Source organism: Cupriavidus sp. MPR-AND1C, assembly GCF_058809705.1.
The window spans coordinates 169,573-193,592 of the sequence record NZ_JBXASU010000004.1; the positions used below are offsets into that span (position 1 = coordinate 169,573).

Below are 24,020 nucleotides of genomic sequence, written 5' to 3' on the forward strand. Positions count from 1 at the left end.
GATTCAGTTCGTCGGTGCCGTGCGCAGCAGCCATTGCGGCAGCTCGGGCATCAACTCGCGCAGCGCGACACGCTGGTGCCCATCGCGGCCGCGCACGGTTTCGGCCTGCCACAGCGCATGCAGGATGGCCTGCTCAACGCTGTCGGCGGCGGCATGGAACAGCGTATCGAGCCGGGTTTCGTGCAGCATGGCCAGCGCCGGCATGGGTGCGCCGGCTTGCTGCGGCACGGTGTAGGCGGTGGAAAAAGCGAGCGCGATGTCGCCCGAGCCGTGGCCGAATACCGAGCCGGTACGCGCCAGGCCCGCCCCCGCGCGTAGCGACAGCCGGCGCAGCTGTCGTGCGTCGAGCGGCGCGTCGGTAGCCAGGATCATGATGATCGAGCCCTTCTCCGGCCCTGACTCCGCCGGCGCTTGCGTATGCGCCTGGAGCCGTTCGGCCAGCAAGCCGCCAAGGCGCGCGCCGGCCACGGTGAAGCTGGGCAAGGTGCCGAAGTTCGCCTGCACCAGCACGCCCACATGGTATCCGCCCACCTGGCGGGAGGCCGAGCCGATGCCGCCTTTCAGTCCGAACGACGACATGCCGCGCCCGGCCCCGACCGCGCCCTGCGCGAAATCCACGCTGGCTGCGGCGCAGGCTTGCGCATAATGCGCCTGCTGCACGGCCATCGCCTGTATGTCGTTCAGGTAGCCGTCATTGCACTCGAACACCAGCGGGTTGACCGTTGGCCAGGCGCGCCCGATCTCCGGATTGGCTGCAATGGCCTGCCGGATCTGCGCCTGCGACAGCGCGCCCACGGCAAAGGTGTTGCTCAGCGCGATGGGCGTCTCCAGCACGCCGAGCTCTTCCACCTGCACCAGGCCCACGCTCTTGCCGAAGCCATTGAGCACGGTCGCGGCGGCCGGCACCTTGTCGGTAAACAGGTTGCCGCCGTGCGGCAACACCACCGTCACGCCGGTCTGGCAGGCGCCGTCGGCCAGCGTGCATTGGCCAACCGCCACGCCCGGCACGTCGGTGATGCTGTTGCGCGCGCCGGCTGGCAACGCGCCGATATGCGGCATGGATACGGACATCCGCGTGCGCTCCTTAGCGCCGGTCGATCTTCGGATCCAGCGCGTCGCGCAGGCCGTCGCCCAGCAGGTTGAACGCCAGCACGGTCAGGAAGATGGCCAGGCTGGGGAAAATCGCCACGTGCGGCGCGGTCACCATGTCGGCGCGGGCTTCGTTAAGCATCGCGCCCCACTCCGGCGTGGGCGGCTGCGCGCCCAGGCCCAGGAAGGACAGGCTGGCGGCGGTGATGATCGAGGTGCCGATGCGCATCGAGAAATACACCACGATGGACGAGATGGTGCCCGGCAGGATGTGGCGCATCAGGATGGTGAAGTCGGACGCGCCAATGCTGCGCGCGGCTTCCACATACGTCAGGCGCTTGAGCATCAGCGTATTGCCGCGCACCAGGCGGGCGAACGCCGGGATGCTGAACACCGCCACCGCGAAGATCACGTTGGTCATGCCGTTGCCGAGGATGGCCACGATGCCGATCGCCAGCAGGATGCCGGGGAAGGCGAACAGCACATCGGAGATGCGCATCACGATGCGGTCCCACCAGCCCTCGTAGTAGCCGGCCAGCAGGCCGAGCACGGTGCCCACGATGGCGCCGATGATCACCGAGAAGAAGCCCGCGGCCAGCGAGATGCGGGCACCGGCCAGGATGCGGCTGAAGATGTCGCGTCCGAGCGAATCGACGCCGAACCAGTGCGCGGCGCTGGGGCCCGCATTGAGCGCGTCGTAGTCGAAGAAATTCTCCGGATCGTAAGGCACCAGGTGCGGGGCGAGGACCGCCACCGCCACCAGCAGCAGCACGAACACACCGGCGCCGAGTGCGAGGTGCTGCTTGCGGAATTTGCGCCAGAACTCGGTCCAGGGCGTGCGCACGGCTTCTTGCGTGGCGGCTGTGGCCGGGACGGCGGACTCGCCGTTGGCGGGCGTGGATAGCTGGGTCATGCCGGCCTCACTTACTTATAACGAATGGCGGGGTTGATGACGGTGTACAGCACGTCGACCACCAGGTTGATCAGGATGAACTCAAGCGAGAACAGCAGCACCTCGGCCTGGATGACCGGGTAGTCGCGCATCTCGACCGCGTCCACCAGCAGGCGTCCGAGGCCAGGCCAGTTGAACACCTTTTCCACCACGATCGAGCCGCCCAGCAGGAAGCCGAACTGCAGGCCCATCATGGTCACCACGGGAATCATGGCGTTGCGCAGGCAGTGCTTGGCCACCACCAGGAACTCGCCCACGCCCTTGGCGCGCGCGGTCCGCACGAAATCTTCATTCAGCACCTCGACAAAGGAGGCGCGGGTAAACCGTGCCATCACGGCGGCCACCGCGGCGCCCAGCGTGATCGACGGCAGGATGTAGTGCTTCCAGGTATCGGCGCCGATCGACGGCAGCCAGCCCAACTGCACCGAGAACACCTCCATCAGCAGCATGCCCAGCGCGAAGGCGGGAAACGAAATGCCGGACACCGCTAGCGTCATGCCGAAGCGGTCGGGCCAGCGGTTGCGCCAGACGGCCGAGCTGATCCCGATCACCATGCCGAAGATCACCGCCCACACCATCGAGGCCAGCGTCAGGTACAGGGTCGGCATGAAGCGGTCGCCGATTTCCTCGCTGACGGCACGCTTGGTGCGCAGCGAATTGCCAAACTCCCAGCGCAAGGCGTTCGAGAAGAATTGCACGAACTGCTCGGGCAGCGGCTTGTCCAGGCCGAGATCGCGGCGCACCAGTTCCACCGTGGTCTGGTCGGCCTCGGGGCCAGCCGCGAGCCGGGCGGGATCGCCGGGCAACAGGTGGACGAACAGAAACACCAGCACTGCCACGATCAGCAATGTGGGGATCACGCCCAGGAATCGTTTGAGAAAGTAATTCAGCATGATGCACCGGATGATTAAAGACCGCGGGCCGCCCGCCCTGCCCCCGCGACTGTGGGCAGGCGGCCGTGCACGGCTTGCTGCGCTGTACCGCTAAGCGATGACCGAGCGCGTGGCGCCGCTCTGATGGGACGCGCCACGCGCAAGGCCGATGCGCTTACTGCTTGATGTCGATCTCGTCGAAGCTGAACGAGCCGTCAGGCATCACGTAGGCGCCCGTCAGGCGCTTGCTGCGCGCATACAGCACCTTTTCGGTCACCAGGAACGCCCAGGGCGCATCCTTCCAGATGTGTTCCTGCGCGTCCTTGTACAGACGGGCCTTCTCGCCACGGTCGGTGGTACGCAGGGCGCCGGCGATGTCGGTGTCGACCTGGTCGTTTTTGTAGTACGCGGTGTTCAGCAGCTTGGGCGGCATCGATTCGGAGGCCAGCAGCGGACGCAGCGCCCAGTCGGACTCGCCGGTCGACGACGACCAGCCTACGTAGTACATGCGCACGCCGGCGTCTTCCGGCTTCTGCACGCTCTCCACCTTCTCGACGCGCTGGCCGGCTTCGAGCGCTTGCACGGTCGCCTTGATGCCGACTTGCTGCAACTGCTGCTGCACGAACTGGATCACCTTCTGCGCGGTGGTGTGGTTGTACGCGGACCACAGCGTGGTCTCAAAGCCGTTCGGGTAGCCGGCTTCCTTGAGCAGCGCGCGTGCCTTGGCCGGGTCATACTGCCACGGACCCAGCTTCTCGGCGTAGTCCACGCCCGCGGGCACCACGCCGTCCATCGGCGTAGCGTAACCGGCGAAGGCGACCTTGGCCAGCGCGTCCTTGTTGATGGCGTAGTTGATGGCCTGGCGCACCTTGGGGTCGTTGAACGGCTTGACCATGGTGTTCATGCTCAGGTAGCGCTGGATGATCGAGGGCGAGGCGATCAGGTCCACCTTGGCACTGCCCTTGAGCACCGCTGCCTGTTCGAACGGAATGCTGAAGGCAAAGTCCGCTTCGCCGGTCTGCATGATGGCGGCACGCGTGTTGTTGTCCACCACCGGCTTCCAGGTGATGGTGTCGATCCTGGGGTAGCCGGTCTTCCAGAAGCCGGCGAATTTCTTGCCCTTCAGGTGATCGGGCTGCTTCCACTCGACGAACTCGAACGGGCCGGTACCGACCGGATGGAAGGCGATGTCCTTGCCGTACTTCTGCAGCGCGGCGGGCGAGATCATCACGGCGGACGGGTGGGCCAGCACGTTGATGAACGGCGAGAACGGCTCCTTGAGCGTGACCTTGACGGTGTTGGCGTCGACCACTTCGGTCTTGGCCACGCGGTTGAACAGCGTGTAGCGCTTGAGCTTGTTGGCCGGATTGGTGACGCGGTCGAAGTTGGCTTTGACGGCGGCGGCATCGAAGGTGGTGCCGTCGTGGAACTTCACGTTCTTCTTCAGCTTGATGGTGTACGTCAGGCCATCCTTGCTGGCTTCATAGCTCTCGGCCAGCACGTTGATCAGCTTCATGTCCTTGTCAAAGCCGAACAGGCCTTGGTAGAAGGACTTGGCGGCGGCTTGCGACAGCGTGTCGTTGGCGTCGTACGGGTCGAGCGTGGTGAAGGTGGAGTACACCGCCATCACGGCGTCCTTGGCGGCAAAGGCGGGACCTGCGCCGAGCGCGGCCAGGGCCAGGCCACCGGCGATCAACTTGGAAGGGGCCAAACGGGTCATCATCGATTCTCCTTGGTTTCGTCAGTTCAGTAGGCGCCGCCGATGGCGTGCCTGGCTACAAAATGATGGGATGCGGCGTTGCCGCCGACGGCTACGAGCGGCTGCACCACCGGCTCGTCGCCGAGCGCGCGGATCGGGCTGGGCATTTCGTCCGAGAGCGGCTCGCGCTTGAGGTGGCGGCGCGCCGGATCGGCGATCGGCACCGCCGACATCAGCTTCCTGGTGTACGGGTGCTGCGGGTTTTCAAAAATGGCGCGGCGCGGGCCGATCTCGACGATCTGGCCCAGGTACATCACCGCCACGCGGTGGCTCACGCGCTCCACCACGGCCATATCGTGCGAAATGAAGAGGAACGCAATGCCCATCTCGCGCTGCAGGTCCAGCATCAGGTTGACGATCTGCGCCTGGATGGAAACGTCGAGCGCGGAGACCGATTCGTCAGCGACCACCACCTTCGGGTTCAAGGCGAGCGCACGCGCAATGCAGATGCGCTGGCGCTGGCCGCCCGAGAACTCGTGCGGGTAGCGCGAGGCGTGCGCGGCCGACAGGCCCACCTTTTCCAGCAGCCAGGCCACGCGCTGCTCGGCCTCCTTGCCGCTGGCCACCTTGTGCACCAGCAGCGGCTCCATGATGGAGTAGCCCACCGGCACGCGCGGGTCGAGCGAGGCGAACGGGTCCTGGAAGATGAACTGGATATTGCGGCGCAGGGTCTGCAAGGCGCCGCCGCGCATCTGGCTGATGTCCTGTCCGTTGAACTCGATGGTGCCGCTCTGGCTGTCGACCAGGCGCAGCAGCGAGCGGCCGGTGGTGGACTTGCCGCAGCCGGACTCGCCCACCAGCGCCAGGGTCTCGCCGGGGTAGAGGTCAAAGCTCACGCGCTCGACCGCATGCACGCGGCGCGCGACGCGGCCCAGCAGGCCGCCCGGCACATCGAAGCGGGTCACCAGGTCGCGCACGCGCAGGATCGGCGCGGCGTCCACCGCCACCGTATCCTGCGGCACCGGCGCCACCGGCTCGCCCTGGTCCAGCTGCACCAGCGGGAACTTGGCCGGCCAGTCGGTGCCGCGCATGGCGCCCAGCTTGGGCACCGCGGACAGCAGCGCACGGGTGTAGGGATGCGCGGGCTTGCCGAAGACTTGCTCGGAGGTGCCCTCCTCCACCTTCTCGCCGCGGTACATCACCAGCACGCGGTCGGCCACCTCGGCCACCACGCCCATGTCGTGGGTGATGAAGACCACGGCCATGTCCATCTCGGACTGCAGATTGCGGATCAGTTGCAGGATCTCGGCCTGGATGGTGACGTCGAGCGCCGTGGTGGGCTCGTCGGCGATCAGCAGCGCCGGCTTGCACGACAGCGCCATGGCGATCATCACGCGCTGGCGCATGCCGCCGGAGAGCTGGTGCGGGAAGCGGTCCAGCACGCGGCGCGCCTCGGGAATGCGCACGATCTCCAGCATGCGCAGGGCTTCGGCGCGCGCCTCGGCGCGGCTCTTGCCCTGGTGCAGGCGAATCGATTCGGCAATCTGCTCGCCCACCGGAAATACCGGGTTGAGCGAGGTCATCGGCTCCTGGAAAATCATCGCCACGTCACTGCCGCGCACGCGGCGCATGGCGGCGCCATCGGCGGTGGCGAGATCGAGCACCTGGCCATTGCGCCGTCGCAGCGCCATGCTGCCGCTGGCGATCTTGCCGCCGCCGTGTTCCACCAGGCGCATCAGCGCGAGCGAGGTCACCGACTTGCCCGAGCCCGACTCGCCCACCACGGCCAGCGTCTCGCCACGATCGACGTGGAAAGACAGGTTGCGCACGGCTTGCACCGTGCGCTCCGAGGTGGAGAAGCGCACGGTGAGATCGTTGACGGCTACCACGCGTTGCGCTGGCAGGACGATGGTCGACTGGGAAGAGGATGCAGCCACTGGGCCCCCTTTAGTGCCTAGGTTGATGCTTTGTTGGTGCTTTGCTTGGTGCAGTGCTTGGTGCAGTGCTTGGTGCAGTGCTTGATGCAGTGCTTGATGCTTTGCTTGCCATGCGGATGCCGCTGCCGTACTCGCGCGCGCTCAGCCGTAGATCCACACATTGACCGGCTCGCCCACCCGGGCGAAGCCGCGGTACATGCCTTCGGTATTGAACGGCAGCGTGACGTTGCCTTCGCGGTCCACGGCGATGAGGCCGCCGCGCCCTTCGATGGCAGGCAGCTTTTCCATCACCACGCGGCGTGCGGCTTCTTCCAGCGGCACGCCTGCGTAGCGCATCTGCGCCGCCACGTCGTACGCGGCCACGGTGCGGATGAACATTTCGCCGGTGCCGGTGGCGGACACCGCCGCCACATCGTCGGCAAAGCAGCCGGCGCCGACGATGGGCGTATCGCCCACGCGGCCGACCTGCTTGTTGGTCACGCCGCCGGTGGAAGTCGCGGCGGCCAGGCGCCCCTGCGCATCGAACGCCACCGCGCCAACCGTGCCGAACTTGGTGTCCGGGTCGATGGGTTCCGCGGCCAGCGTGGCGGCGTCGTGGTCCAGCAGGGTCGTGCCGCTGCCTGCGCGGGCGCGTTCCCACTGATCGGTGCGCGCCTGCGTGAAGTAATAGTCCGGCGTCACCAGTTCCAGGCCCTGCGCTTGCGCGAAGGCCTCGGCGCCCTCACCGGCGAACAGCACGTGCTGGCTCTTCTCCATCACCGCGCGCGCGGCCAGCACCGGGTTGCGCAGGTGCTTGACGCAGGCCACCGCGCCGGCGCCCAGCGTGGCGCCGTCCATGATCGCCGCGTCCAGCTCATAGGTGCCGGCGTGGGTCAGCACCGAGCCGCGGCCGGCATTGAACAACGGGCAATCCTCCAGCAGGCGCACGGCCTCGGTGACAGCGTCGAGCGCGCTGCCGCCATCGGCCAGCACGCGCTGGCCGGCTTCAAGCACGGCGCTCAGCGCGGCGGTGTATTCGGCTTGCTTGGCGGGGCTCATGGCGGCACGGGTGATGGTGCCGGCGCCGCCGTGGATAGCAATGACTGGGGTGTTCATGAGGTTCACGATGCGTTCGGGGAAGTCTTTTTGCGGCGTGCCGTGGCGGCCTTGGCGCGGCCTTCGGCTGCTGCGTCGCGGCGTGGTTCGCGCGGTTCGTGCGCATCCCGTCCTTGTCCGGGAGGCGCGCCGTGCAGCCACGGCAGCAGGAAGTCGGTCATCTCGGCGGCGGCCTTGACGGCATGCGCGGCGCGATACGCCACCGCGCCGCACAGCGCCTCGATAAAGGCCAGCACAGCCGCATCCGAATTAGCCGAAAGCTGGCGCCCGGTCTGGGCGTACAGCGCGATATCGGCCAGTGGCGCCAGCGGCGAAGTGGGCCCGTCGGTCAGCGCCAGGATGTGCGCGCCATGCGAGCGTGCACGCTTGGCGATGGCCACGGTGTCATACACATAGCGCGGAAAGCCGATCACGATCAGCAGGTCGCGCGGCTGCAGCTTGAACAACTGGCGCGCCGCGGTGGATGCGCCGCCCGCGCCCGAGACCGAGATCACGGTGCGGCAGGACATATCCAGCCCATGCTGCAACAGCCCTGCCAGGAAGCCGCTGGCGCCAAAGCCCACCACGAAGATGCGCTCCGCTGCCAGGATGGCCTCCACCGCGCGCTCGCAGGTCTCGGCATCGAGCGCGCGCCGCGAGGCTTCGAGGTTGCGCACATCCTCCTCCAGCGACGCGGCAAACACTTCGGCCACCGTGGCGGGACGCGCCAGTTCGGTGCGCAATTTCTCAACTGGTGCAAGCGTTGCCTCGAAACCGCGCACCAATTCGGCGCGGAACTGCGGGAAGCCTTCGAAGCCCAGCGCATGTGCGAAGCGGTTCGCGGTGGCCACCGACACCGCCACGGCATCGGCGAATTCGTCGATGCGCATGGTGGCGGCGCGAAACGGGTTGCCCAGCACGTACTCCGCCATGCGCTGGTGCGCTGGCGTGAGCGTGGGCAAGGCGCGGGCGATGCGCTCCGCGATCGAAGCGCTGCCGTTGCTGCCGTTTTTTCCGGCAGAACCGTGAGTACCGTTACCGTTGGTCATGGCGCGTGCATTGGGTTGGTCGGAGATCCGCGCGGCGGGAAACAACGTTTTCATCCGGCGCGGATCTATGTAAATAAATTTACACGCAAACCCCATGCCATGAAAATAGAGTTTTACCAGGCCAAGGGTTTTCACCTAGGAACATCGAAAACGAAGCCGGCCATGCACCGAGCGTTCCGGGGGCGCCGCCATACGAAGCAGCTACAATGCCGGGTTGCCCCGTGCCATGCCGGGGCCGGTTAGATTTCGAGCTACAAGGGCAACCGCCCCAGACCCGCAGCCTTCTTCAGCCTTTCCCCTCCCGTGATCCGAATCGACCAGCTAGTCCTCCAGCGCGGCACCAAGGTGCTGTTCGACCACACCAGCGTGACGCTGAACCCCGGCGAGCGCGTCGGCCTCGTCGGTGCCAACGGCAGCGGCAAGTCGACCCTGTTCGCCATGCTGCGCGGCGAATTGCAGGCGGACGGCGGCGACGTGGCCATCCCGCCGCAGTGGCGTACAGCCCACGTGGCGCAGGAAACCCCCGCCGTAATGCGCAGTGCGGTGGATTACACGATCGACGGCGATACCCGGCTGCGCGACATCGAAGCGCGCATCGCCGCGGCCCAGGCCAGCGGCGATGGCAGCGCCGAGGGCGATGCCCACGGCGCCTTTGCCGATGCCGACGGCTACACCGCGCCGGCACGCGCGCAGGCCTTGCTGCTGGGGCTGGGCTTTACGCTGGCGCAGGTATCACAGCCGGTAGCCTCGTTCTCCGGCGGCTGGCGCATGCGGCTGAACCTGGCACAGGCGCTGATGTGCCCTTCCGACCTGCTGCTGCTCGATGAGCCCACCAACCACCTGGACCTGGACGCCATCGTCTGGCTGGAAGACTGGCTGGCGCGCTATCCGGGCACGCTGGTGATGATTTCCCATGATCGCGAATTCCTCGATGCGATCTGCAATGTCACCGTGCACATCGAAAACCAGCAGTTGCGCCGCTACGGCGGCAACTACAGCCAGTTCGAGACGCTGCGCCTGCAGCAGATGGCCTTGCAGCAGTCCGCCTACTCGCGCCAGCAAAAGGAAATCGCCCACCTCGAATCCTTCATCACCCGCTTCAAGGCCAAGGCCACCAAGGCACGCCAGGCGCAGAGCCGGGTCAAGGCACTGGAGAAGATGGAGCGGCTGGCGCCGGTGCATATCGCCGCGGGCTTTGCGTTCGAGTTCCGCGAGCCGGATTCGGCGCCCAACCCGATGATGGTGCTCGAAGGCGTGGACTGCGGCTATCCCGCTCCCGCGCCAGACGCGCCGCCCGTGACCATCCTGCACAACCTCACGCTGTCGATCCAGACCGGCCAGCGCATCGGCCTGCTCGGCGCCAACGGCCAGGGCAAATCAACCCTGGTCAAGACGCTGGCCGGCACGCAGCAAGCGCTGTCCGGCACGCTGCGCCAGGGCAAGGGCCTGCAGATCGGCTACTTTGCCCAGCACCAGCTGGAAACGCTGCGCGATCACGAGTCGCCGCTGCAGCACCTGGCCCGGCTCGCGCCGGACACCCGCGAGCAGGAACTGCGCGACTTCCTCGGCAGCTTCAACTTCCGCGGCGAAATGGCCACCGCGTCGATCGAGCCGTTCTCCGGCGGAGAGAAGGCGCGCCTGGCGCTGGCGCTGATCGTCTGGCAAAAGCCCAACCTGTTGCTGCTGGATGAGCCGACCAACCACCTGGACCTCGACACCCGGGAGGCCCTCACCATGGCGCTCGCGCAGTTCGAAGGCACGCTGATCGTGGTCTCCCACGACCGGCACCTGCTGCGCGCCACCACCGATCAGTTCCTGCTGGTGGCCGACGGCACCATCCAGCCCTTCGACGGCGACCTGGACGATTACCGCGACTGGCTGCTCAAGCAAGCCGCGGCCAAGCGCAACGCGGCTACCGCGGCGCACGCGCAGGAAGACGGCGAAGCGCCAGCCACCGCCAACCGCCGCGACCAGCGCCGCGCCGAGGCCGACGAGCGCCAGCGCCTGACGCAATTGCGCAAGCCGCTGGCCAAGGAGCTGGAAAAGGTGGAAAAACGCATGGCCGTGCTGCAGCAGGCCAAGAGCGAGATCGACACCTTCATGGCCGACGAAACCAGCTATGCGGAGGCCAACAAGGCAAAGCTGCTGGAGATGCTCAAGCGCCAGGGCGAGGTCGGTGGCGAACTGGACGCGCTGGAAGAGCGCTGGCTCGAGCTGCAGGAGCAGATCGAGCTGATCGTTTGATCGTGGGAAGGGTGCCGGGGGCCGCAGCCCCCGGGATGCGCGCGCCGGCAGCCGCCAGTGCGCGCCAGGCAGATCAGCGGTAGTTCTTCTCGCGCCGGATCATGCCGACCGCCAGCGTGGCGGACAGGATGAACAGCCAGATCAGCGACCACGCCGGGATCGACAGGCCGAAGATCGGGGGCAGCGGCGTGGTACACATGCCATCCGAGTAGAACACCTGCGGCAGGATCTTGGCCGTGGGCAGCTGGTTGACCCAGTTCTCCAGCGGATCGATGCCACAGCTGGCCTTGGGGTTGAGCAGCAGCGACACGTGATAGCCCGCCACCGCGATGCCGGCCACGCCGGACAACATGCCCAGGCCCTGCCACAGGCTGCGCGTGTTCTGCGCAATGGCGGCCAGCAGCGAGAACAGGCCGATGCCGACGAAGGCAAAGCGCTGCATCACGCAAAGCGGGCAAGGCTGGTAGCCCTCCACATGCTGCAGGTAGAGGGCATAGCCGACCAGGCCGAACGAAATCGCGGCGATCAGCAAAAAGAAACTACGGGAATTGGCTTGCATGGCTCACTAGCGGAAAAAGGCCGGGCGACATGCGCCGGCGCGCAATACGAGGCACATTATTACCGATTTTGCGGACCATGCCCGCCCAATCCGTTGCGATGGGCAAGACGCGGCTTGCGGCGGATTGACGCATGCCAGCGCGCCGACGGCAAGCGGTAGAGCCAATGCTTGCGCAGCGGGCTGTCCGGCGCGACGCCCGGGTGCTCGAAGGTGCCATCCGCCACCATGCCCAGGCGCTCCATCACGGCCCGCGAACGGGCGTTGGGCAACGCAGTGAAGGAGACGATTTCCGCCAGCGCCAGTTGCTCGAAGCCGAAGCGCAGCGCGGCCTGCGCCGCCTCCGAGGCATAGCCCTGCCCCCAGTACGCTCGCGCCAGGCGCCAGCCGATCTCCACGCAGGGCGAAAACGGCAACGCAGCGGCAGGCTCATGCAGGCCCACAAAGCCGATGAAAGCGCCATCGGCCTTGCGCTCCACCGCCCAAAAGCCCCAGCCCCGCTGCGCGATCAGCGCCTGGCAGCGCAGCGCCATGGCGTCGCTGGCAGCGCGCCCCAGCGCAGCGGGGAAACACGCCATCACCACAGGATCGGCATTGAGCGCGGCAAAGGGTGCGAAATCCGCCTCGCGCCACTGCCGCAAGCGCAGCCGCGCGGTTTCCAGCACGACCGGCTCATGGCCAGCCGCGCCTGGCGCCGAAGGGCGTTGATCGGGCATGGTGGCAAGTTCTCCCGGGCCAGCGTCAGCGCGCAGCGGCGCCCTGCTCCGCCCGGCTGCGCTCGTAGGCCTTGAGCGCCCGCGCATCCGCGTGGCTGACAAGCTCGCAGATCAGCAGCGTCTTGCCAGGCAGCGCGGCGCTTTCACGCGCCACGACGGAAACGGTGCCGAGATCGGGCAGGGGCTGCTGAGCGGCCGGCAGAGCGCGGGCAAAGCCCTTGGTGGCGGTGCCCAGCAACGTCGAAGGCTCCTGCTTGAGCTGGTAGCGCGCGGCCAGCGCTTCGGCCTGCAGGCCTTGCACCAGCACACCCGCCGACGTACCCGCGAATACCACTTCATCGCTTTGGAAACCGTCCTGCCCGATAGGCTGCGGCAGCTTGTAGATGGCCGCGCCCAGCCTGGACAGATCCGGCTTGGCGAGCTTCTCGGCGGCCTCGTAAAGCGCGGTGGCGGATTTCGTGGTGTAGGGCGGCTTGCACAGCGCCGCGTCAAAGAACGCCTTGGCAGCATCGGCCGCGGCGGCGGCGCCGGACACCGAGAGCAGCGAGGCGGCGCAGCCGATCGCGGCTAGCGCGCCGGCTTGCCGGCGGACGTTGAACATGCGCATGGATGAACTCCGACTAAAAAATGCTTCGGAATATACCCAAAATTGCGGGAAAAAGGCCAGGAATGGGCTGAAAGCCTCACTCCATATGCCGAACCCGGTCGATCGCCTGCTCCAGCCGCTCCACCGCGATCACTTCCAGGCCCTCGATCTTCTGCTTGGGCGCATTGGCCTTGGGGATCACCGCGATCGAGAAGCCCAGCTTGGCCGCCTCGCGCAAGCGGTCCTGCCCGCGCGGGCTGGGCCGGATCTCACCGGCCAGGCCGATTTCGCCGAACACCACCAGGCCGCGTGGCAGCGGCTTGTTGCGCATGGAGGAGTGAATGGCCAGCAGCACCGCCAGGTCGGCCGCCGGCTCGGTGATCTTGACCCCGCCCACGGCGTTGAGGAAGACGTCCTGGTCGAAACAGGCAATGCCGGCATGGCGGTGCAGCACCGCCAGCAGCATGGCCAGGCGGTTCTGCTCCAGGCCCACCGCCAGGCGCCGCGGGTTCGGCACGTTCGCGGTATCGACCAGCGCCTGCACCTCCACCAGCAGCGGGCGCGTGCCCTCCTGCGTCACCAGCACGCAGGAGCCGGGCACCACCTGCTCATGCTGCGACAGGAACAGTGCGGACGGGTTGCTCACCCCGCGCAGGCCGCGCTCGGTCATGGCGAACACGCCCAGCTCGTTGACCGCGCCAAAACGGTTCTTGAAGGCCCGGATCAGGCGGTGCGAGGAGTGCGTGTCACCCTCGAAATACAGCACGGTATCGACGATGTGCTCCAGCACGCGCGGGCCGGCCAGGCTGCCATCCTTGGTCACGTGGCCGACCAGGATGATGGTGGTGCCGGTGCTCTTGGCGATCCGGGTCAGCTGGGCCGCGCACTCGCGCACCTGGGCGACCGAGCCTGGGGCCGAGGTCAGCGCATCCGAGAACAAGGTCTGGATCGAATCGATTACCGCGACCTCGGGCTTTTCCACCTCCAGCGTGGCCTGGATCTTCTCGAGCTGGATCTCGGCCAGCAGCGCCAGGTGCGGGCTGTCCACGCCCAGGCGCTGCGCGCGCAGTGCGATCTGCGCGCCGGACTCCTCGCCGCTGACGTACAGCACGCGGCGCTGCGCGGACAGGTTCGCCAGGGCTTGCAGCAGCAAGGTGGACTTGCCGATGCCGGGATCGCCGCCGATCAACACCACCCCGCCCGACACCAGGCCGCCGCCGAGCACGCGGTCGAACTCCTCGATGCCGCTGGAAAAGCGCGGCACGTCGGCAGCGTCGATCTCGGACAGGCGCTGCACCATGGCCGAGGCCGCCAGCGGCTGGAAGCGCTTGGTCGAAGGGGTTTCCGCCACGCTCTCCACCAGCGTGTTCCATTGCTGGCACTGCGGGCACTGGCCTTGCCAGCGTGGCGAGGTGCCGCCGCACTCGGTGCAGGTATAGACGTTCTTGGGCTTGGCCAACTGAGGTCCTAGGGGATGCTGAAGAGGATGCGCAAGGCAATGCGCGGGGGCCCGGGATCGGTCGCCTGGGCCGGGACGAAGGCCCCGGCCCCTGCCCGCATGGCCGCTCAGGCCAGCGCAGACTGCTCTGGCGTGGTCAGGGTCGCCACAGTGACGGGCACCCGGGGCGCCAGCGCGCACATCAGTTCGTAGCCCACGGTGCCGCTGGCCACGGCGACGTCGTCGATCGGCAAGCCCTGGCCCCACAGGGTCACGGCGCTGCCCACCTTGGCCCTCGGGCAAGGCGTCAGGTCGACACAGATCATGTCCATGGAGACCCGGCCCACCAAACGGGTGCGCACGCCGTCGACCAGCACCGGCGCGGGCTTGTCGCCCCAGCCTGCCGCATGGCGCGGATAGCCGTCGGCATAGCCGCAGGCCACCACGCCGATGCGCATCGGCCGCTCGGCCGTGAACAGAGAGCCATAGCCGACGGTATCGCCCGGCTGCAGGTCCTGCACCGAAATCAGCTCGCTGTGCAGCGACATGGCCGGCTGCAGCCCAAAGCTGGCCACATCGGCCGCGACGCCCGTGGGCGAGGCACCGTACAGCACCACCCCGGGACGGACCCAGGCGCGATGGGCCTGGGGATGCCACAGCGTGGCGGCCGAGTTGGACAAGCTGGCCTCGCCCGGCAGGTTGGCGGTGGTGGCGTCGAAGACTTCCAGCTGGTGCGCGATGCCGCGCGCGCTGTCGGCATCCGAGAAATGGGTCATGTGAACAATACTGCCCACGCACGGCAGGGTCCGCGCACGCTCCCAGGCTGTGCGGTACTGCTCCGGGCGGAAGCCCAGCCGGTTCATGCCGGTGTTGAGCTTGAGCTGGATGCCCAGCGGCCCCTTGGGACGCGCCACTTCCAGCATGCGCAGTTGCTCCTCGCAATGCACCGCGGTGGTGAGGCGGTACTGCTCCAGCAAGGGCACGTCCTGCGGCTGGAAGAAACCCTCTAGCAGCAGGATCGGGCCTTGCCAGCCCAACTCGCGCAGCAGCACGGCTTCGTTCAGGTCGAGCAGGCCAAAGCCGTCCGCGGCGCGCAGGCCGGCGAATGCCCGGCGGATGCCGTGGCCATAGGCGTTGGCCTTGATCACAGCCCAGACGCGCGACTGGGGTGCGCAACGGCGCACTACGTCCAGGTTGTTGGCCAGGGCCGGTTGATGAATGACGGCGTGAATGGGTCTTGGCATGAGATCGCTTCTAGTGCTTTTTACTGCGGCTTTTACTACGGCTTTACTGCGGCTTTTTGTTGCTTCCAGTGGCTTGCGGCGCGGCGGCGCGACGGGGATCCTGGCAGCCTGGCCGGATCACTTCCGCCGCGTGGATGCACCATATCCGGGAAGACCCGGTACGCGCAGCGCTTCGCACAGACGTTATTTGAACACATTAGGGCAAACATTTAGGGAATCGCTGCGCGCTTGCGCTGTCCAACCGGCGGCCCGTGGAAGCTCGGAATCGCCTTCTTTTCGTGTTATAAAGCCGGACGTTCCGGCCATGTTTTAAAAGTGATGCAATATGTCGAACACGGTCAGGCAAGCTGCGCAGCGATCCCACGGCTGGCCCGGGCATCACTTGGACAACGACGCGGGCCCAGGTTCCCTACAGGCAACAACAGCACCCAGCGGCGCGCTGCTGCCTGGCATGTACGGTGATAGCGATGGAGATAGAGTCCAAAGTATGAAGAAGGGTTTTTATACCATCATGGCCGCGCAGTTCTTCTCATCGCTGGCCGACAATGCGCTCCTCATCGCCGCTATCGCCCTTCTGACCGAGCTGCACTCTCCACAGTGGATGACGCCGCTGCTCAAATTGTTCTTCGTACTGTCCTACGTCGTGCTGGCTGCCTTCGTGGGCGCCTTCGCCGACTCGATGCCCAAGGGCAAGGTGATGTTCATCACCAACACCATCAAGATAGCGGGGTGCGCCATCATGATGTTCGGGTTGCACCCGCTGCTGGCCTACGGCATCGTCGGGTTCGGCGCTGCGGCGTACTCGCCCGCCAAGTACGGCATTCTCACCGAGCTGCTGCCGCCCGAGAGACTGGTCGCCGCCAATGGCTGGATCGAAGGCCTGACGGTGTGCTCGATCATCCTGGGCACGGTGGTGGGCGGGGCACTGATCTCGGTGCATATCTCGCAACTTCTGCTCGGCATCGACGTGCCCTACGTCGACACAGGCATCACCACCCCGGCCGAGGCGGCCATGGTGGTGATCATGATGTTCTACGTGATCGCAGCCGTATTCAACCTGTTCATCCCCGAGACGGGCGCCCGCTACCCGCAGCAGGAAAAGAACCCGATCAAGCTCATCGCCGAGTTCGCTGATTGCTTTACCGCCCTGTGGCGCGACAAGCTCGGCCAGATCTCGCTGGCCGTGACCACGCTGTTCTGGGGTGCCGGCGCCACCTTGCAGTTCATCGTGCTGAAATGGGCGGAAAAATCGCTCGGCCTGAACCTGTCGCAAGGCGCCCTGCTGCAAGCGGTGGTGGCGGTGGGCGTGGCGGTAGGCGCGATCATGGCGGCCATGCGCATCCCCTTGCGCAAGTCGCTGTCGGTGCTGCCGTTTGGCGTGGCGATGGGCGTGGTGGTGATGCTGATGGCCTTCTACACCAAGCACAGCCTGCCCGAGATTTCGCTGGATGTGCTCGGCATGCACATGCCGCTGTACATGGCGATCGCCTACGTCTTCCTGATGCTGGTGGGTGGCATGTCCGGCTACTTCGTGGTGCCGATGAACGCGCTGCTGCAACACCGCGGGCACGTCCTGCTGTCGGCCGGCCATTCGATTGCCGTGCAGAACTTCAACGAGAACGTCTCGGTGCTGCTGATGCTGTGCCTGTACGCGCTGCTGATCAAGCTCAATGTGCCGATCGGCATTGTCATCGTGGCCTTTGGCATCTTCGTGTGCGCCACCATGCTGCTGGTGATGCGCCAGCACCGCTACAACGTGCGCAACTTCAATTCGCTCGCCATGATCGGCGAGGACAAGCACCACTAAGCGTCGCTTGCGCCACGGGCCGGTTCAGCCCACCGGCCTGGCGATGCGCTCGCGCGCCCGCTCCTCCCATCCCGGCGGCACCACAAACCCGCGGGTACGTTCGCGCCACACGCCGGGCTGCCCCGCCGGCTCTACCTCGCACAACATCACCGGTGCTTCCCGGCGCCAGTTCTTCTCGTGATGCGTCTCCGCAAAACGCAGCGCCAGTGCCTCATGAATCGCCTCGGCGGTTTCCGTATGCGCTTGCGCCACCCTGGCCGGGGCCATCCACGCCGAGCGCGGCAGCCGGTACCAGCGCGAGCCTTCGCGCTTGCCAGCCCAGGCCAGCCAGTCCGGCAAGGTGGACCACCATCCGTGCAGGTGATCCGGCGCGATACCCAGGCTGCCGATGGACTGCGGCACCACGCCGTCCCGGTAGAACAGCCAGCCGAGCAGGTAGACCTCGCTGCGGTCGACAGGGCGGCCCAGCAGCGCCAAGGCCTCGGGGGTGCGTGACAGCGGCAGTTGCCTGCGCACGATATGATCCAGCTTGTCGCCCAGGCGGTCCACCAGGTTGGGGCCGACGAAGCAATGGCGGTCCAGCATGGCAGCGCCGGGCCCGCCGCCGCGCGGTGCGCCGTGCGTCGCAGGCTCGACCAGAAGGTAGAACTTGGCCGCCATCTCCCAGTGCACGGTGGCGCCGCTGGCCACGTCGCGCCAGACAAAATCGAGCTCGCCCAGCGTTTGCACGCCATGCTCGCCGGCACGGCGCACCGGCAGGTTCGCCGCAAGCAGCTCCAGCCCCTCGGCGTGTTCCAGCGTGAATTGCAGCAGGCGCTCCGCATGCCGGCCCAGCCGCAGGCTGGGCGCGGGCGACGGGCCGCGCACGCGCTGCTGCTCCAGGCCTGCGGCAAGTTCGGCGATGGTGGGGGGCAGCGCGGCGGGGTCGGCAGCGGGCAGCCAACGCTGCCAGGCGGCCAGCGCCCCTTCCGGCCAGCGCGCGAGCGCCGCTGGCGAATGCCCGGGGGCGTTGCCATTGATGATGGCGTTGCCTGCGTCGTCCGTCGGCAGGAATGCCAGCAGCGGAGGCGACAGCGAGCACCAGGCGAGCTCGCGCAGGCGCTGCGAGACGGCATGGCGCCAGAGCGGCGCCATCTCGATGGCGCCGCCGGGGCTCAGCGCGAACTCAGGCCTTGGCTCCCGCACGGGCATGTACCTCGCGGGCCAGGCACAGGTCCTCCCAGGCACGCGCCTTGTCGGACAAGGTGCGCAACAGGTAGGCCGGGTGATAGGTCACCACCACCGGAATGCCTTCGTAGCTATGGACGGTGCCACGCAGCTTGCCGATCGGCGTAGTGGTGCGCAGCAGGGACTGGGCAGCAAAGCGTCCCAGCACCACGATCAGCTTGGGCTGGATCAGCGCGATCTGCCGGCGCAGGTAAGGCTCGCACTGGGCGACCTCCTCCGGCTCGGGATTGCGGTTGCCGGGCGGGCGGCACTTCAGCACGTTGGCGATGAACACGTTGCGCCCGCGCGCCAGGCCGACCGCCGCCAGCATATTGTCGAGCAGCTTGCCGGCCTGGCCCACGAAGGGCTCGCCTTGCAGGTCCTCGTTTTCTCCCGGGGCTTCGCCGACCAGCATCCATTCGGCCTGGCGGTCGCCCACGCCGAACACGGTCTGGGTGCGGCCATCGCACAACTGGCAATCGGTGCAGCCGGAGACCCGCTGCGCAAGCGCGGCCCAGTCCAGGCGCGCAATCACGGCTTCGCGCGTGCCGGTATCTGCCACCGCCACCGCCACCGCAGGCTCAAGCGGCATGCGCGCGACGGCGGCTTCGGCCATGGCCGGCACTCCCGCTTCCATATCGGCTTGTGCCGACCATGCGCGAGGCACTGCTTCGGCCTGCGCTTCGGGCTGGGCTTCGTCCGCGCCAGCGTCGGCAACGGCGGCGAGCGTCACGGCGGCCTGGGCCGCTTCGCGCGAGGCCGCGTCGTCATTGACGGCGGGATCTTCCGCGCTCGGGTCGGCGAGCGCCGCGATGGCGGATGGCTCGACCGCCTCCGGCAAGGCTGGCGCGCGGCGCAGCACCCATTCATCGGCAATGCCGAGCACTTCGAGGAACCTGGCGCGGCGGCTCATGGCACGGCCTCCGTGGGTGCCCACGCGCGGCGCAGCACAAGCGCATCCTCGCGCGTCTGGCCGGCTGCGGGGTAATAGCCCTTGCGCCGGCCGATCTCGGCAAAGCCGGCCTCCCGGTACAGCTCGATGGCGCCCACATTGGAGGGCCGCACTTCGAGCAGCATGGTGTGCAGATGAAGCGCGTGCGAGGTAGCCATCGCGGCGGCCAGCAGCAGCCGGCCAAGGCCGCCGCGCTGGCGCGCCGGGTCCACGGTGATATTGAGCAGGTGCATCTCGTCGACAACCGGCATCAGCACCGTGTAGGCGACCAGCACGCCCCCGTTATCCCGCAAGGTCAGGCCGATGTGCCCGGCCTTGACGGAATTCTCGAAATTGGCACGGGTCCATGGGTGGGTGTAGGCCCGGGCTTCGATCTGCGCCACGGCTTGCACATCCAGCGCCGTCATGCGGCCAATGCTCCAGCCCGCCGGCACGCCTGGCATCACCGGCACCTCGGGCCATGCGTAGCCGTTGCCGCACGCTGCATGCGTGCCCTGGCCGGGATTGGCCGAGCCGGCGTCCGGTGGCGGGTTGCGCTCCACGCTCACGGCTGGTCTCCCGCCGCTGTCGCCGCGCGCTGCGCCGCCACGGCCTGGCGCTCGGCGATGGTCTGGGCCACCTTGTCGCGCAGATAGATCGGCATGGCGTCGCACGGCGCAACGGTTTCATTGCGGGCCAGCGCGCGCAAGGCAATCGACACCAAGGCCGGCGCGGCGGGCAAGGCCTCGGGCACGCTGCGCAGCGCCAGCGCCGTGGCCGTGAGGCGCTCGCCAAACACGGCAGCGGCACTGCCCGCGAGCCAGAACGGCCCGGCGGGCAGGCTGACGGCCTCCGGCGGGCACACCTGCATGTCGGTCGCCGCCTGCCACGCCTGCGCGGCGCCGTCCCAGCGGAACGCGCCTGCGTAGGCTTCGTCCATGCGTGCGTCCAGCGCTACCAGCACGGATACGTCGGGCGGCAGCGCCGGCACCCCTTGCCCGCCCAGGCGCACGCGTTCGGCGCAAGCCATCAGCGAATTGACGGGAATCACGGGCAGATCGGCGCCAAAGGCCAGGCCCTGGGCCACGCCGCAGGCGGTGCGCAAGCCCGTGAAGGAACCCGGCCCGGCGCCAAAGGCGATGGCGACACAGTCCGACAGGGCAATGCCGGCTTCGGCCAGCAACTCGCCGGCGGCCGGCAGCACGCGGGAAGACGAGCGCGGGCCGGTGTGTTCATGACGAACCAGGCACTCCAGGGCGCCGCCATCGGCAATGCGCCCGAGCGCGACGGAACACCACTCGGTGGAGGTTTCAAGTGCAAGAATCCAGGACATGGCGAGATTGTATCCGGAGCAGCCTCAAAAGCTGAACTGGCGCGCGGCGCGCCCGCCCCGGGGTGCGCCGGACTGAAGCGTTCTTCGGTTTCTTCCGGCTCAAACGCGCGATGACGGGCGCTATCATCGCGGCTACCGGGTTTTTCCCGAACACCGAACCCGCAACGCATCCCCCTATCCAGCCAGGAGAACCCCATGAGCGACCTGCAGGCACGCTTTGCCCAAGCCCAGATCGACGCCAAGCAACTGACCGAGCGCCCCAGCAACATGACCCTGCTGCGCCTCTACGCGCTGTTCAAGCAAGGCAGCGAGGGCGACGCCCATGGCGACAAGCCGGGCATGACCGACTTCGTCGGCCGCTACAAGTTCGAAGCCTGGGAAACGCTCAAGGGCACCGCGCAGGAAGACGCGCAGGAAAAATACATCGCGCTGGTGGAAGACCTGCGCAGCGGCGCCACCGCCTGAAGCCATATCGCCAGCTGGGTTAGCCGGCTCGCGGCCGGCTAACCCTTTCAGGCCTCGGCCAGCGGCCTTGGCCGTATCCGCCAGGCCGCCAGGATGGCGGTGGCAATGACGAGGCCAACCGCCAGGAAGGTCTCGTCGAAGGCGCGAATGCGCGCGGCCGGGTCGCCGTCGGTACCGAGCACCGCGCCCTGCGCCGCCAGCCGCCATTGCAGGCCGACGCCGGCCAGGCTTACCCCGATCGCACCCCCCAGCTGCCGGATGAAGTTGATGCAACTGGAACCCTGCGCAATCAGCGAATAATCCACGCCCCGCATCGAGCCCAGCGTCAGCGACGGCAGGATGCAGCCAAGCCCGATCCGCCCCAGCACCGCAAACCCCACCAGCAGCAGGTAAGGCGTGGCCTGGGACCCCATCGCCATCAGCAGGAACGAAGCCGACAGCAGCGCGAGCCCGAACGACACCTGCAGGTGTGGCGAGACGCGATGGGTCAGCCGCCCCGCCGCGGCAATGGTCAGGGCCAGCGCGATGCCGGCCGGCAGCAGCACCAGCCCGGCGCGCGACGGCGTATAGGCCAGCGCCATCTGCATGTAGACAGGCAGCAGGTAGGTCGATCCGAACAGCCCCGCGCCGTAGATGAAAGCCACCACCGCCCCGGCCGAAAACTGCCGGTAGCTGTACAGGCGCATGTTCATCAGCGGGTTCTCCGCGCGCAACTGCCACAGCACGAACACCACCAGCATCAGCACGCCAAAGGCTGCCAGCGCCGTGCCGGCAGGCACGCTCTCGCGCATCTGCACCAGCCCGTTGAGCAGGCTCACGGTGGCAATGCCGGCCAGGCCCAGGCCCTGCCAGTCGAGCGGCTTGCGCTCGCCCATCATGGCCGAGTCCACCGCCATGAAGCGGCGCGCCATCCACAGCCCGATCAGCGTCAGCGGTACCACCACGAAGAAGATCGAGCGCCAGCCGTAGGCCTCCACCAGGAAGCCGCCCACGCTGGGGCCGAGCGCCGGCGCCAGCACCACCCCAAAGCCGAACATGCTGACCGCCTTGCCCTGCTCGCGCTCCTCGAACACCCGCAGGATCAGGATATTGGGCAGCGGCTGCAGGATCCCCGCCGCAATGCCCTCGGCCACCCGCATGGCGATCATCACGCCATAGGTGGGCGAGAATCCGCCGACCAGCCCGCCCATGCCCAGCAGCAGCAAGCTGCCAATGAACGTGCGGCGCAAGCCGTAGCGGTTAAGCAGCCACGGCGTGAGCAGCATCGACAGCGTCATGGCAATCATGAAGCTGGCCGCCACCCATTGCGCGCTGTCCTGCCCCAGCACGAAATGCCGGCTCAGGTCGGGAATGGCCACGTTGACGATGGTCGACGATACGATCGAGGAGACCGTGCCCAGCATCAGCGTCAGCAGCACCAGCCAACGCAGCTGGCTGCCGTAGCGTGCCCGCAGCGATTCCCGGGTCGGGCCGCCCGGCTGCCTGCCGGCGGCAGGCGACGAGGGCCGCTCGCTCACCCCAGCCGTCCGAGGGCGGCCAGTTCGCGGATCTTGCGCACGGTGTCGAGGTCAGCCTCGTGATAAGCCGATTTGACGATTTCGGCGAAACGGTCATCGCCGCTGTCGTCCACCGCAGGCATGGTGGTTTCGTAGACAAAGCGCAGCAGCAAGGCGCCCGGGCCCGGCGTCTCGATCGCCATGGTCAGGGTGCCGCCGGCGTGCTCGTCGGTGGGGGCGGTCTCATAGCGCACGACACGGCGCGGCTCGAAGACAACGCGGTCGCGAATCGTGGCCTTGCCGAAATGCAGCTTGCGCTCGACCCAGTCGTCGCCCCGCTCCACGATCTCCGCACGGTCCAGCCCAATGACAAACAGCTCGGGCTCGGCACTGCGCAGCACCAGCCCTTGCCAGAGTTGCTCCGGCGTGAGCGTGTCCAACTGGATATTCTGTGGATCGTTGATCTCCACCAAGTGCTCGAAACGCAACTTAACTCTCCCGATCTATGGTTAGCCGATATTATGAAGGTCTGTGCCAAGGTCCGCAGCAAAACTTCCCGGAGCCCGCCCATGAGCGCCCTGCCGTCTCCCGATACCCGAACCGATGTCCTTTGCGCCATCGATCCGCTGCAGGTACTGGTCTACGCCGACTCGTTATCGTGGGGCATCGTGCCTGGCACACGGCAGCGCCTGCCCTGGCCGGTGCGCTGGCCCGGCCGGCTGGAACTCGCCCTGAACGGCGGGATCGGCAGCAGGCAGCGCCCCGTGCGGATACTGGAAGACTGCCTCAACGGCCGCCGCACGGTCTGGGACGATCCCTTCAAGCCGGGCCGCAACGGCATCCAGGGCCTGGCACAGCGCATGGAGATGCACGCGCCACTGGCGCTGGTGATCCTGATGCTCGGCAGCAACGATTTCCAGTCCATGCACCCGCATAACGCCTGGCACGCCGCGCAAGGCGTCGGCGCCCTGCTCGACACCATCCGCGGCGCGCCCATTGAGCCCGGCATGCCCGTGCCGCCGGTGCTGGTGCTGGTGCCCCCGCCCATCACCACGCCGCGCGGGCCGCTGGCGCCGAAGTTTGCCGGCGGCGAGCACAAATGCGTGGGGCTGGCGCAAGCCTTCCAGGAAATATGCCGCGCGCGCGGCTGCGCCTGGTTCGACACCGGCACGGTAATCCATAGCAGCGAAGTCGACGGCGTACACCTGGACGCCGCCAACCACGTCGCGCTGGGCGATGCGCTGGCACCCATGGTCAATGCACTGCTGGCGCCAATGCGCGCCTGAGGCCCGCCGGGGACCGCTTTCAGCCTTACGCATCACAGGC

Annotated in this window: 22 protein-coding genes; 4 read left to right on the top strand and 18 right to left on the bottom strand. The window is 67.4% G+C overall.

The window, feature by feature from the left end; genetic code table 11:
• Positions 1 to 3 precede the first annotated feature (3 nt).
• The 7 genes from AC1RWI_RS04395 to AC1RWI_RS04425 all read right to left on the bottom strand — a co-directional run bounded on the left by AC1RWI_RS04395 (position 4) and on the right by AC1RWI_RS04425 (position 8,672).
• Positions 4 to 1,071: a DmpA family aminopeptidase gene (locus AC1RWI_RS04395; protein WP_492864768.1), complete on the bottom strand. Its 1,068-nt coding sequence runs from the start codon at positions 1,069 to 1,071 to the stop codon at positions 4 to 6.
• 13 nt (positions 1,072 to 1,084) lie between these two features.
• On the bottom strand, positions 1,085 to 2,002 hold the full coding sequence (gsiD, locus tag AC1RWI_RS04400) for a glutathione ABC transporter permease GsiD (RefSeq protein WP_043346999.1): 918 nt from the start codon (positions 2,000 to 2,002) through the stop codon (positions 1,085 to 1,087).
• A gap of 11 nt (positions 2,003 to 2,013) precedes the next feature.
• Complete coding sequence (gsiC, locus tag AC1RWI_RS04405) at positions 2,014 to 2,934, bottom strand: glutathione ABC transporter permease GsiC (protein WP_492864770.1); 921 nt, start codon at positions 2,932 to 2,934, stop codon at positions 2,014 to 2,016.
• Positions 2,935 to 3,088: 154 nt separating this feature from the next.
• The gene (gene gsiB, locus AC1RWI_RS04410) at positions 3,089 to 4,636 is read right to left on the bottom strand and encodes a glutathione ABC transporter substrate-binding protein GsiB (protein ID WP_492864772.1); all 1,548 of its coding nucleotides are present in this window, start codon (positions 4,634 to 4,636) and stop codon (positions 3,089 to 3,091) included.
• Between the two features lie 23 nt (positions 4,637 to 4,659).
• Entirely contained in the window at positions 4,660 to 6,549 is a 1,890-nt protein-coding gene (locus tag AC1RWI_RS04415; RefSeq protein ID WP_043347005.1) for a dipeptide ABC transporter ATP-binding protein, read from the bottom strand.
• A gap of 141 nt (positions 6,550 to 6,690) precedes the next feature.
• Entirely contained in the window at positions 6,691 to 7,644 is a 954-nt protein-coding gene (locus AC1RWI_RS04420; protein WP_043347006.1) for an isoaspartyl peptidase/L-asparaginase family protein, read from the bottom strand.
• Positions 7,645 to 7,649: 5 nt separating this feature from the next.
• A complete protein-coding gene (locus AC1RWI_RS04425; protein WP_052494793.1) occupies positions 7,650 to 8,672 on the bottom strand; it encodes a MurR/RpiR family transcriptional regulator in 1,023 nt (340 codons plus the stop codon).
• A 303-nt stretch (positions 8,673 to 8,975) separates the two neighbouring features.
• On the opposite strand from AC1RWI_RS04425, the gene AC1RWI_RS04430 reads away from it, so the two are divergent.
• Positions 8,976 to 10,916 (top strand): ATP-binding cassette domain-containing protein, encoded by a 1,941-nt coding sequence (locus AC1RWI_RS04430; protein WP_492864775.1) that lies wholly within the window; start codon positions 8,976 to 8,978, stop codon positions 10,914 to 10,916.
• 73 nt (positions 10,917 to 10,989) lie between these two features.
• Here AC1RWI_RS04430 and AC1RWI_RS04435 read toward each other — a convergent pair whose 3' ends face one another.
• The 5 genes from AC1RWI_RS04435 to alr all read right to left on the bottom strand — a co-directional run bounded on the left by AC1RWI_RS04435 (position 10,990) and on the right by alr (position 15,456).
• Positions 10,990 to 11,475 (bottom strand): disulfide bond formation protein B, encoded by a 486-nt coding sequence (locus AC1RWI_RS04435; protein WP_006161979.1) that lies wholly within the window; start codon positions 11,473 to 11,475, stop codon positions 10,990 to 10,992.
• A 59-nt stretch (positions 11,476 to 11,534) separates the two neighbouring features.
• Positions 11,535 to 12,188: a GNAT family N-acetyltransferase gene (locus tag AC1RWI_RS04440; RefSeq protein ID WP_492864777.1), complete on the bottom strand. Its 654-nt coding sequence runs from the start codon at positions 12,186 to 12,188 to the stop codon at positions 11,535 to 11,537.
• A gap of 25 nt (positions 12,189 to 12,213) precedes the next feature.
• Complete coding sequence (locus AC1RWI_RS04445) at positions 12,214 to 12,795, bottom strand: hypothetical protein (RefSeq protein ID WP_492864779.1); 582 nt, start codon at positions 12,793 to 12,795, stop codon at positions 12,214 to 12,216.
• Positions 12,796 to 12,871: 76 nt separating this feature from the next.
• Positions 12,872 to 14,233: a DNA repair protein RadA gene (gene radA / locus AC1RWI_RS04450; RefSeq protein WP_006161974.1), complete on the bottom strand. Its 1,362-nt coding sequence runs from the start codon at positions 14,231 to 14,233 to the stop codon at positions 12,872 to 12,874.
• A gap of 107 nt (positions 14,234 to 14,340) precedes the next feature.
• Positions 14,341 to 15,456, bottom strand: coding sequence for an alanine racemase (alr, locus tag AC1RWI_RS04455; protein ID WP_043347015.1), 1,116 nt, complete (start codon positions 15,454 to 15,456; stop codon positions 14,341 to 14,343).
• Positions 15,457 to 15,943: 487 nt separating this feature from the next.
• Here alr and lplT point away from each other — a divergent pair, with 487 nt between their 5' ends.
• Positions 15,944 to 17,263: a lysophospholipid transporter LplT gene (gene lplT / locus AC1RWI_RS04460; RefSeq protein ID WP_043347018.1), complete on the top strand. Its 1,320-nt coding sequence runs from the start codon at positions 15,944 to 15,946 to the stop codon at positions 17,261 to 17,263.
• A gap of 24 nt (positions 17,264 to 17,287) precedes the next feature.
• Here lplT and AC1RWI_RS04465 read toward each other — a convergent pair whose 3' ends face one another.
• The 4 genes from AC1RWI_RS04465 to tsaB all read right to left on the bottom strand — a co-directional run bounded on the left by AC1RWI_RS04465 (position 17,288) and on the right by tsaB (position 20,733).
• A complete protein-coding gene (locus AC1RWI_RS04465; RefSeq protein ID WP_492864782.1) occupies positions 17,288 to 18,454 on the bottom strand; it encodes a DUF1853 family protein in 1,167 nt (388 codons plus the stop codon).
• Complete coding sequence (locus AC1RWI_RS04470; RefSeq protein ID WP_043347022.1) at positions 18,429 to 19,382, bottom strand: uracil-DNA glycosylase; 954 nt, start codon at positions 19,380 to 19,382, stop codon at positions 18,429 to 18,431. Before AC1RWI_RS04470 ends, AC1RWI_RS04465 begins: the two co-directional genes overlap by 26 nt.
• Positions 19,379 to 19,864, bottom strand: coding sequence for a ribosomal protein S18-alanine N-acetyltransferase (gene rimI, locus AC1RWI_RS04475; RefSeq protein ID WP_492864819.1), 486 nt, complete (start codon positions 19,862 to 19,864; stop codon positions 19,379 to 19,381). The genes AC1RWI_RS04470 and rimI overlap by 4 nt, the downstream gene beginning before the upstream one ends.
• 101 nt (positions 19,865 to 19,965) lie before the next feature.
• Positions 19,966 to 20,733 (bottom strand): tRNA (adenosine(37)-N6)-threonylcarbamoyltransferase complex dimerization subunit type 1 TsaB, encoded by a 768-nt coding sequence (gene tsaB / locus AC1RWI_RS04480; protein WP_492864784.1) that lies wholly within the window; start codon positions 20,731 to 20,733, stop codon positions 19,966 to 19,968.
• A 195-nt stretch (positions 20,734 to 20,928) separates the two neighbouring features.
• Here tsaB and AC1RWI_RS04485 point away from each other — a divergent pair, with 195 nt between their 5' ends.
• The gene (locus tag AC1RWI_RS04485; RefSeq protein ID WP_043347030.1) at positions 20,929 to 21,198 is read left to right on the top strand and encodes an acyl-CoA-binding protein; all 270 of its coding nucleotides are present in this window, start codon (positions 20,929 to 20,931) and stop codon (positions 21,196 to 21,198) included.
• Between the two features lie 47 nt (positions 21,199 to 21,245).
• Here AC1RWI_RS04485 and AC1RWI_RS04490 read toward each other — a convergent pair whose 3' ends face one another.
• Together AC1RWI_RS04490 and AC1RWI_RS04495 are read right to left on the bottom strand one after the other, a co-directional pair.
• The gene (locus tag AC1RWI_RS04490) at positions 21,246 to 22,715 is read right to left on the bottom strand and encodes a DHA2 family efflux MFS transporter permease subunit (protein WP_043347032.1); all 1,470 of its coding nucleotides are present in this window, start codon (positions 22,713 to 22,715) and stop codon (positions 21,246 to 21,248) included.
• Positions 22,712 to 23,182, bottom strand: coding sequence for an SRPBCC family protein (locus AC1RWI_RS04495; RefSeq protein ID WP_043347037.1), 471 nt, complete (start codon positions 23,180 to 23,182; stop codon positions 22,712 to 22,714). Before AC1RWI_RS04495 ends, AC1RWI_RS04490 begins: the two co-directional genes overlap by 4 nt.
• 81 nt (positions 23,183 to 23,263) lie before the next feature.
• Between AC1RWI_RS04495 and AC1RWI_RS04500 the strand changes: the two genes are divergently transcribed.
• Positions 23,264 to 23,980: an SGNH/GDSL hydrolase family protein gene (locus AC1RWI_RS04500; RefSeq protein WP_492864787.1), complete on the top strand. Its 717-nt coding sequence runs from the start codon at positions 23,264 to 23,266 to the stop codon at positions 23,978 to 23,980.
• Positions 23,981 to 24,020 lie beyond the last annotated feature (40 nt).

Coding starts and splice junctions, on each gene's coding strand:
- lplT (WP_043347018.1), top strand. CDS start 15,944: ATGAAGAAGGGTTTTTATACCATCATGGCCGCGCAGTTCTTCTCATCG.
- AC1RWI_RS04465 (WP_492864782.1), bottom strand. CDS start 18,454: ATGCCCGTGCGGGAGCCAAGGCCTGAGTTCGCGCTGAGCCCCGGCGGC.
- AC1RWI_RS04425 (WP_052494793.1), bottom strand. CDS start 8,672: ATGACCAACGGTAACGGTACTCACGGTTCTGCCGGAAAAAACGGCAGC.
- AC1RWI_RS04420 (WP_043347006.1), bottom strand. CDS start 7,644: ATGAACACCCCAGTCATTGCTATCCACGGCGGCGCCGGCACCATCACC.
- rimI (WP_492864819.1), bottom strand. CDS start 19,864: ATGCCAGGCGTGCCGGCGGGCTGGAGCATTGGCCGCATGACGGCGCTG.
- AC1RWI_RS04500 (WP_492864787.1), top strand. CDS start 23,264: ATGAGCGCCCTGCCGTCTCCCGATACCCGAACCGATGTCCTTTGCGCC.
- AC1RWI_RS04395 (WP_492864768.1), bottom strand. CDS start 1,071: ATGTCCGTATCCATGCCGCATATCGGCGCGTTGCCAGCCGGCGCGCGC.
- alr (WP_043347015.1), bottom strand. CDS start 15,456: ATGCCAAGACCCATTCACGCCGTCATTCATCAACCGGCCCTGGCCAAC.
- gsiC (WP_492864770.1), bottom strand. CDS start 2,934: ATGCTGAATTACTTTCTCAAACGATTCCTGGGCGTGATCCCCACATTG.
- AC1RWI_RS04485 (WP_043347030.1), top strand. CDS start 20,929: ATGAGCGACCTGCAGGCACGCTTTGCCCAAGCCCAGATCGACGCCAAG.
- tsaB (WP_492864784.1), bottom strand. CDS start 20,733: ATGTCCTGGATTCTTGCACTTGAAACCTCCACCGAGTGGTGTTCCGTC.
- AC1RWI_RS04445 (WP_492864779.1), bottom strand. CDS start 12,795: ATGCGCATGTTCAACGTCCGCCGGCAAGCCGGCGCGCTAGCCGCGATC.
- gsiD (WP_043346999.1), bottom strand. CDS start 2,002: ATGACCCAGCTATCCACGCCCGCCAACGGCGAGTCCGCCGTCCCGGCC.
- AC1RWI_RS04470 (WP_043347022.1), bottom strand. CDS start 19,382: ATGAGCCGCCGCGCCAGGTTCCTCGAAGTGCTCGGCATTGCCGATGAA.
- AC1RWI_RS04435 (WP_006161979.1), bottom strand. CDS start 11,475: ATGCAAGCCAATTCCCGTAGTTTCTTTTTGCTGATCGCCGCGATTTCG.
- AC1RWI_RS04440 (WP_492864777.1), bottom strand. CDS start 12,188: ATGCCCGATCAACGCCCTTCGGCGCCAGGCGCGGCTGGCCATGAGCCG.
- gsiB (WP_492864772.1), bottom strand. CDS start 4,636: ATGATGACCCGTTTGGCCCCTTCCAAGTTGATCGCCGGTGGCCTGGCC.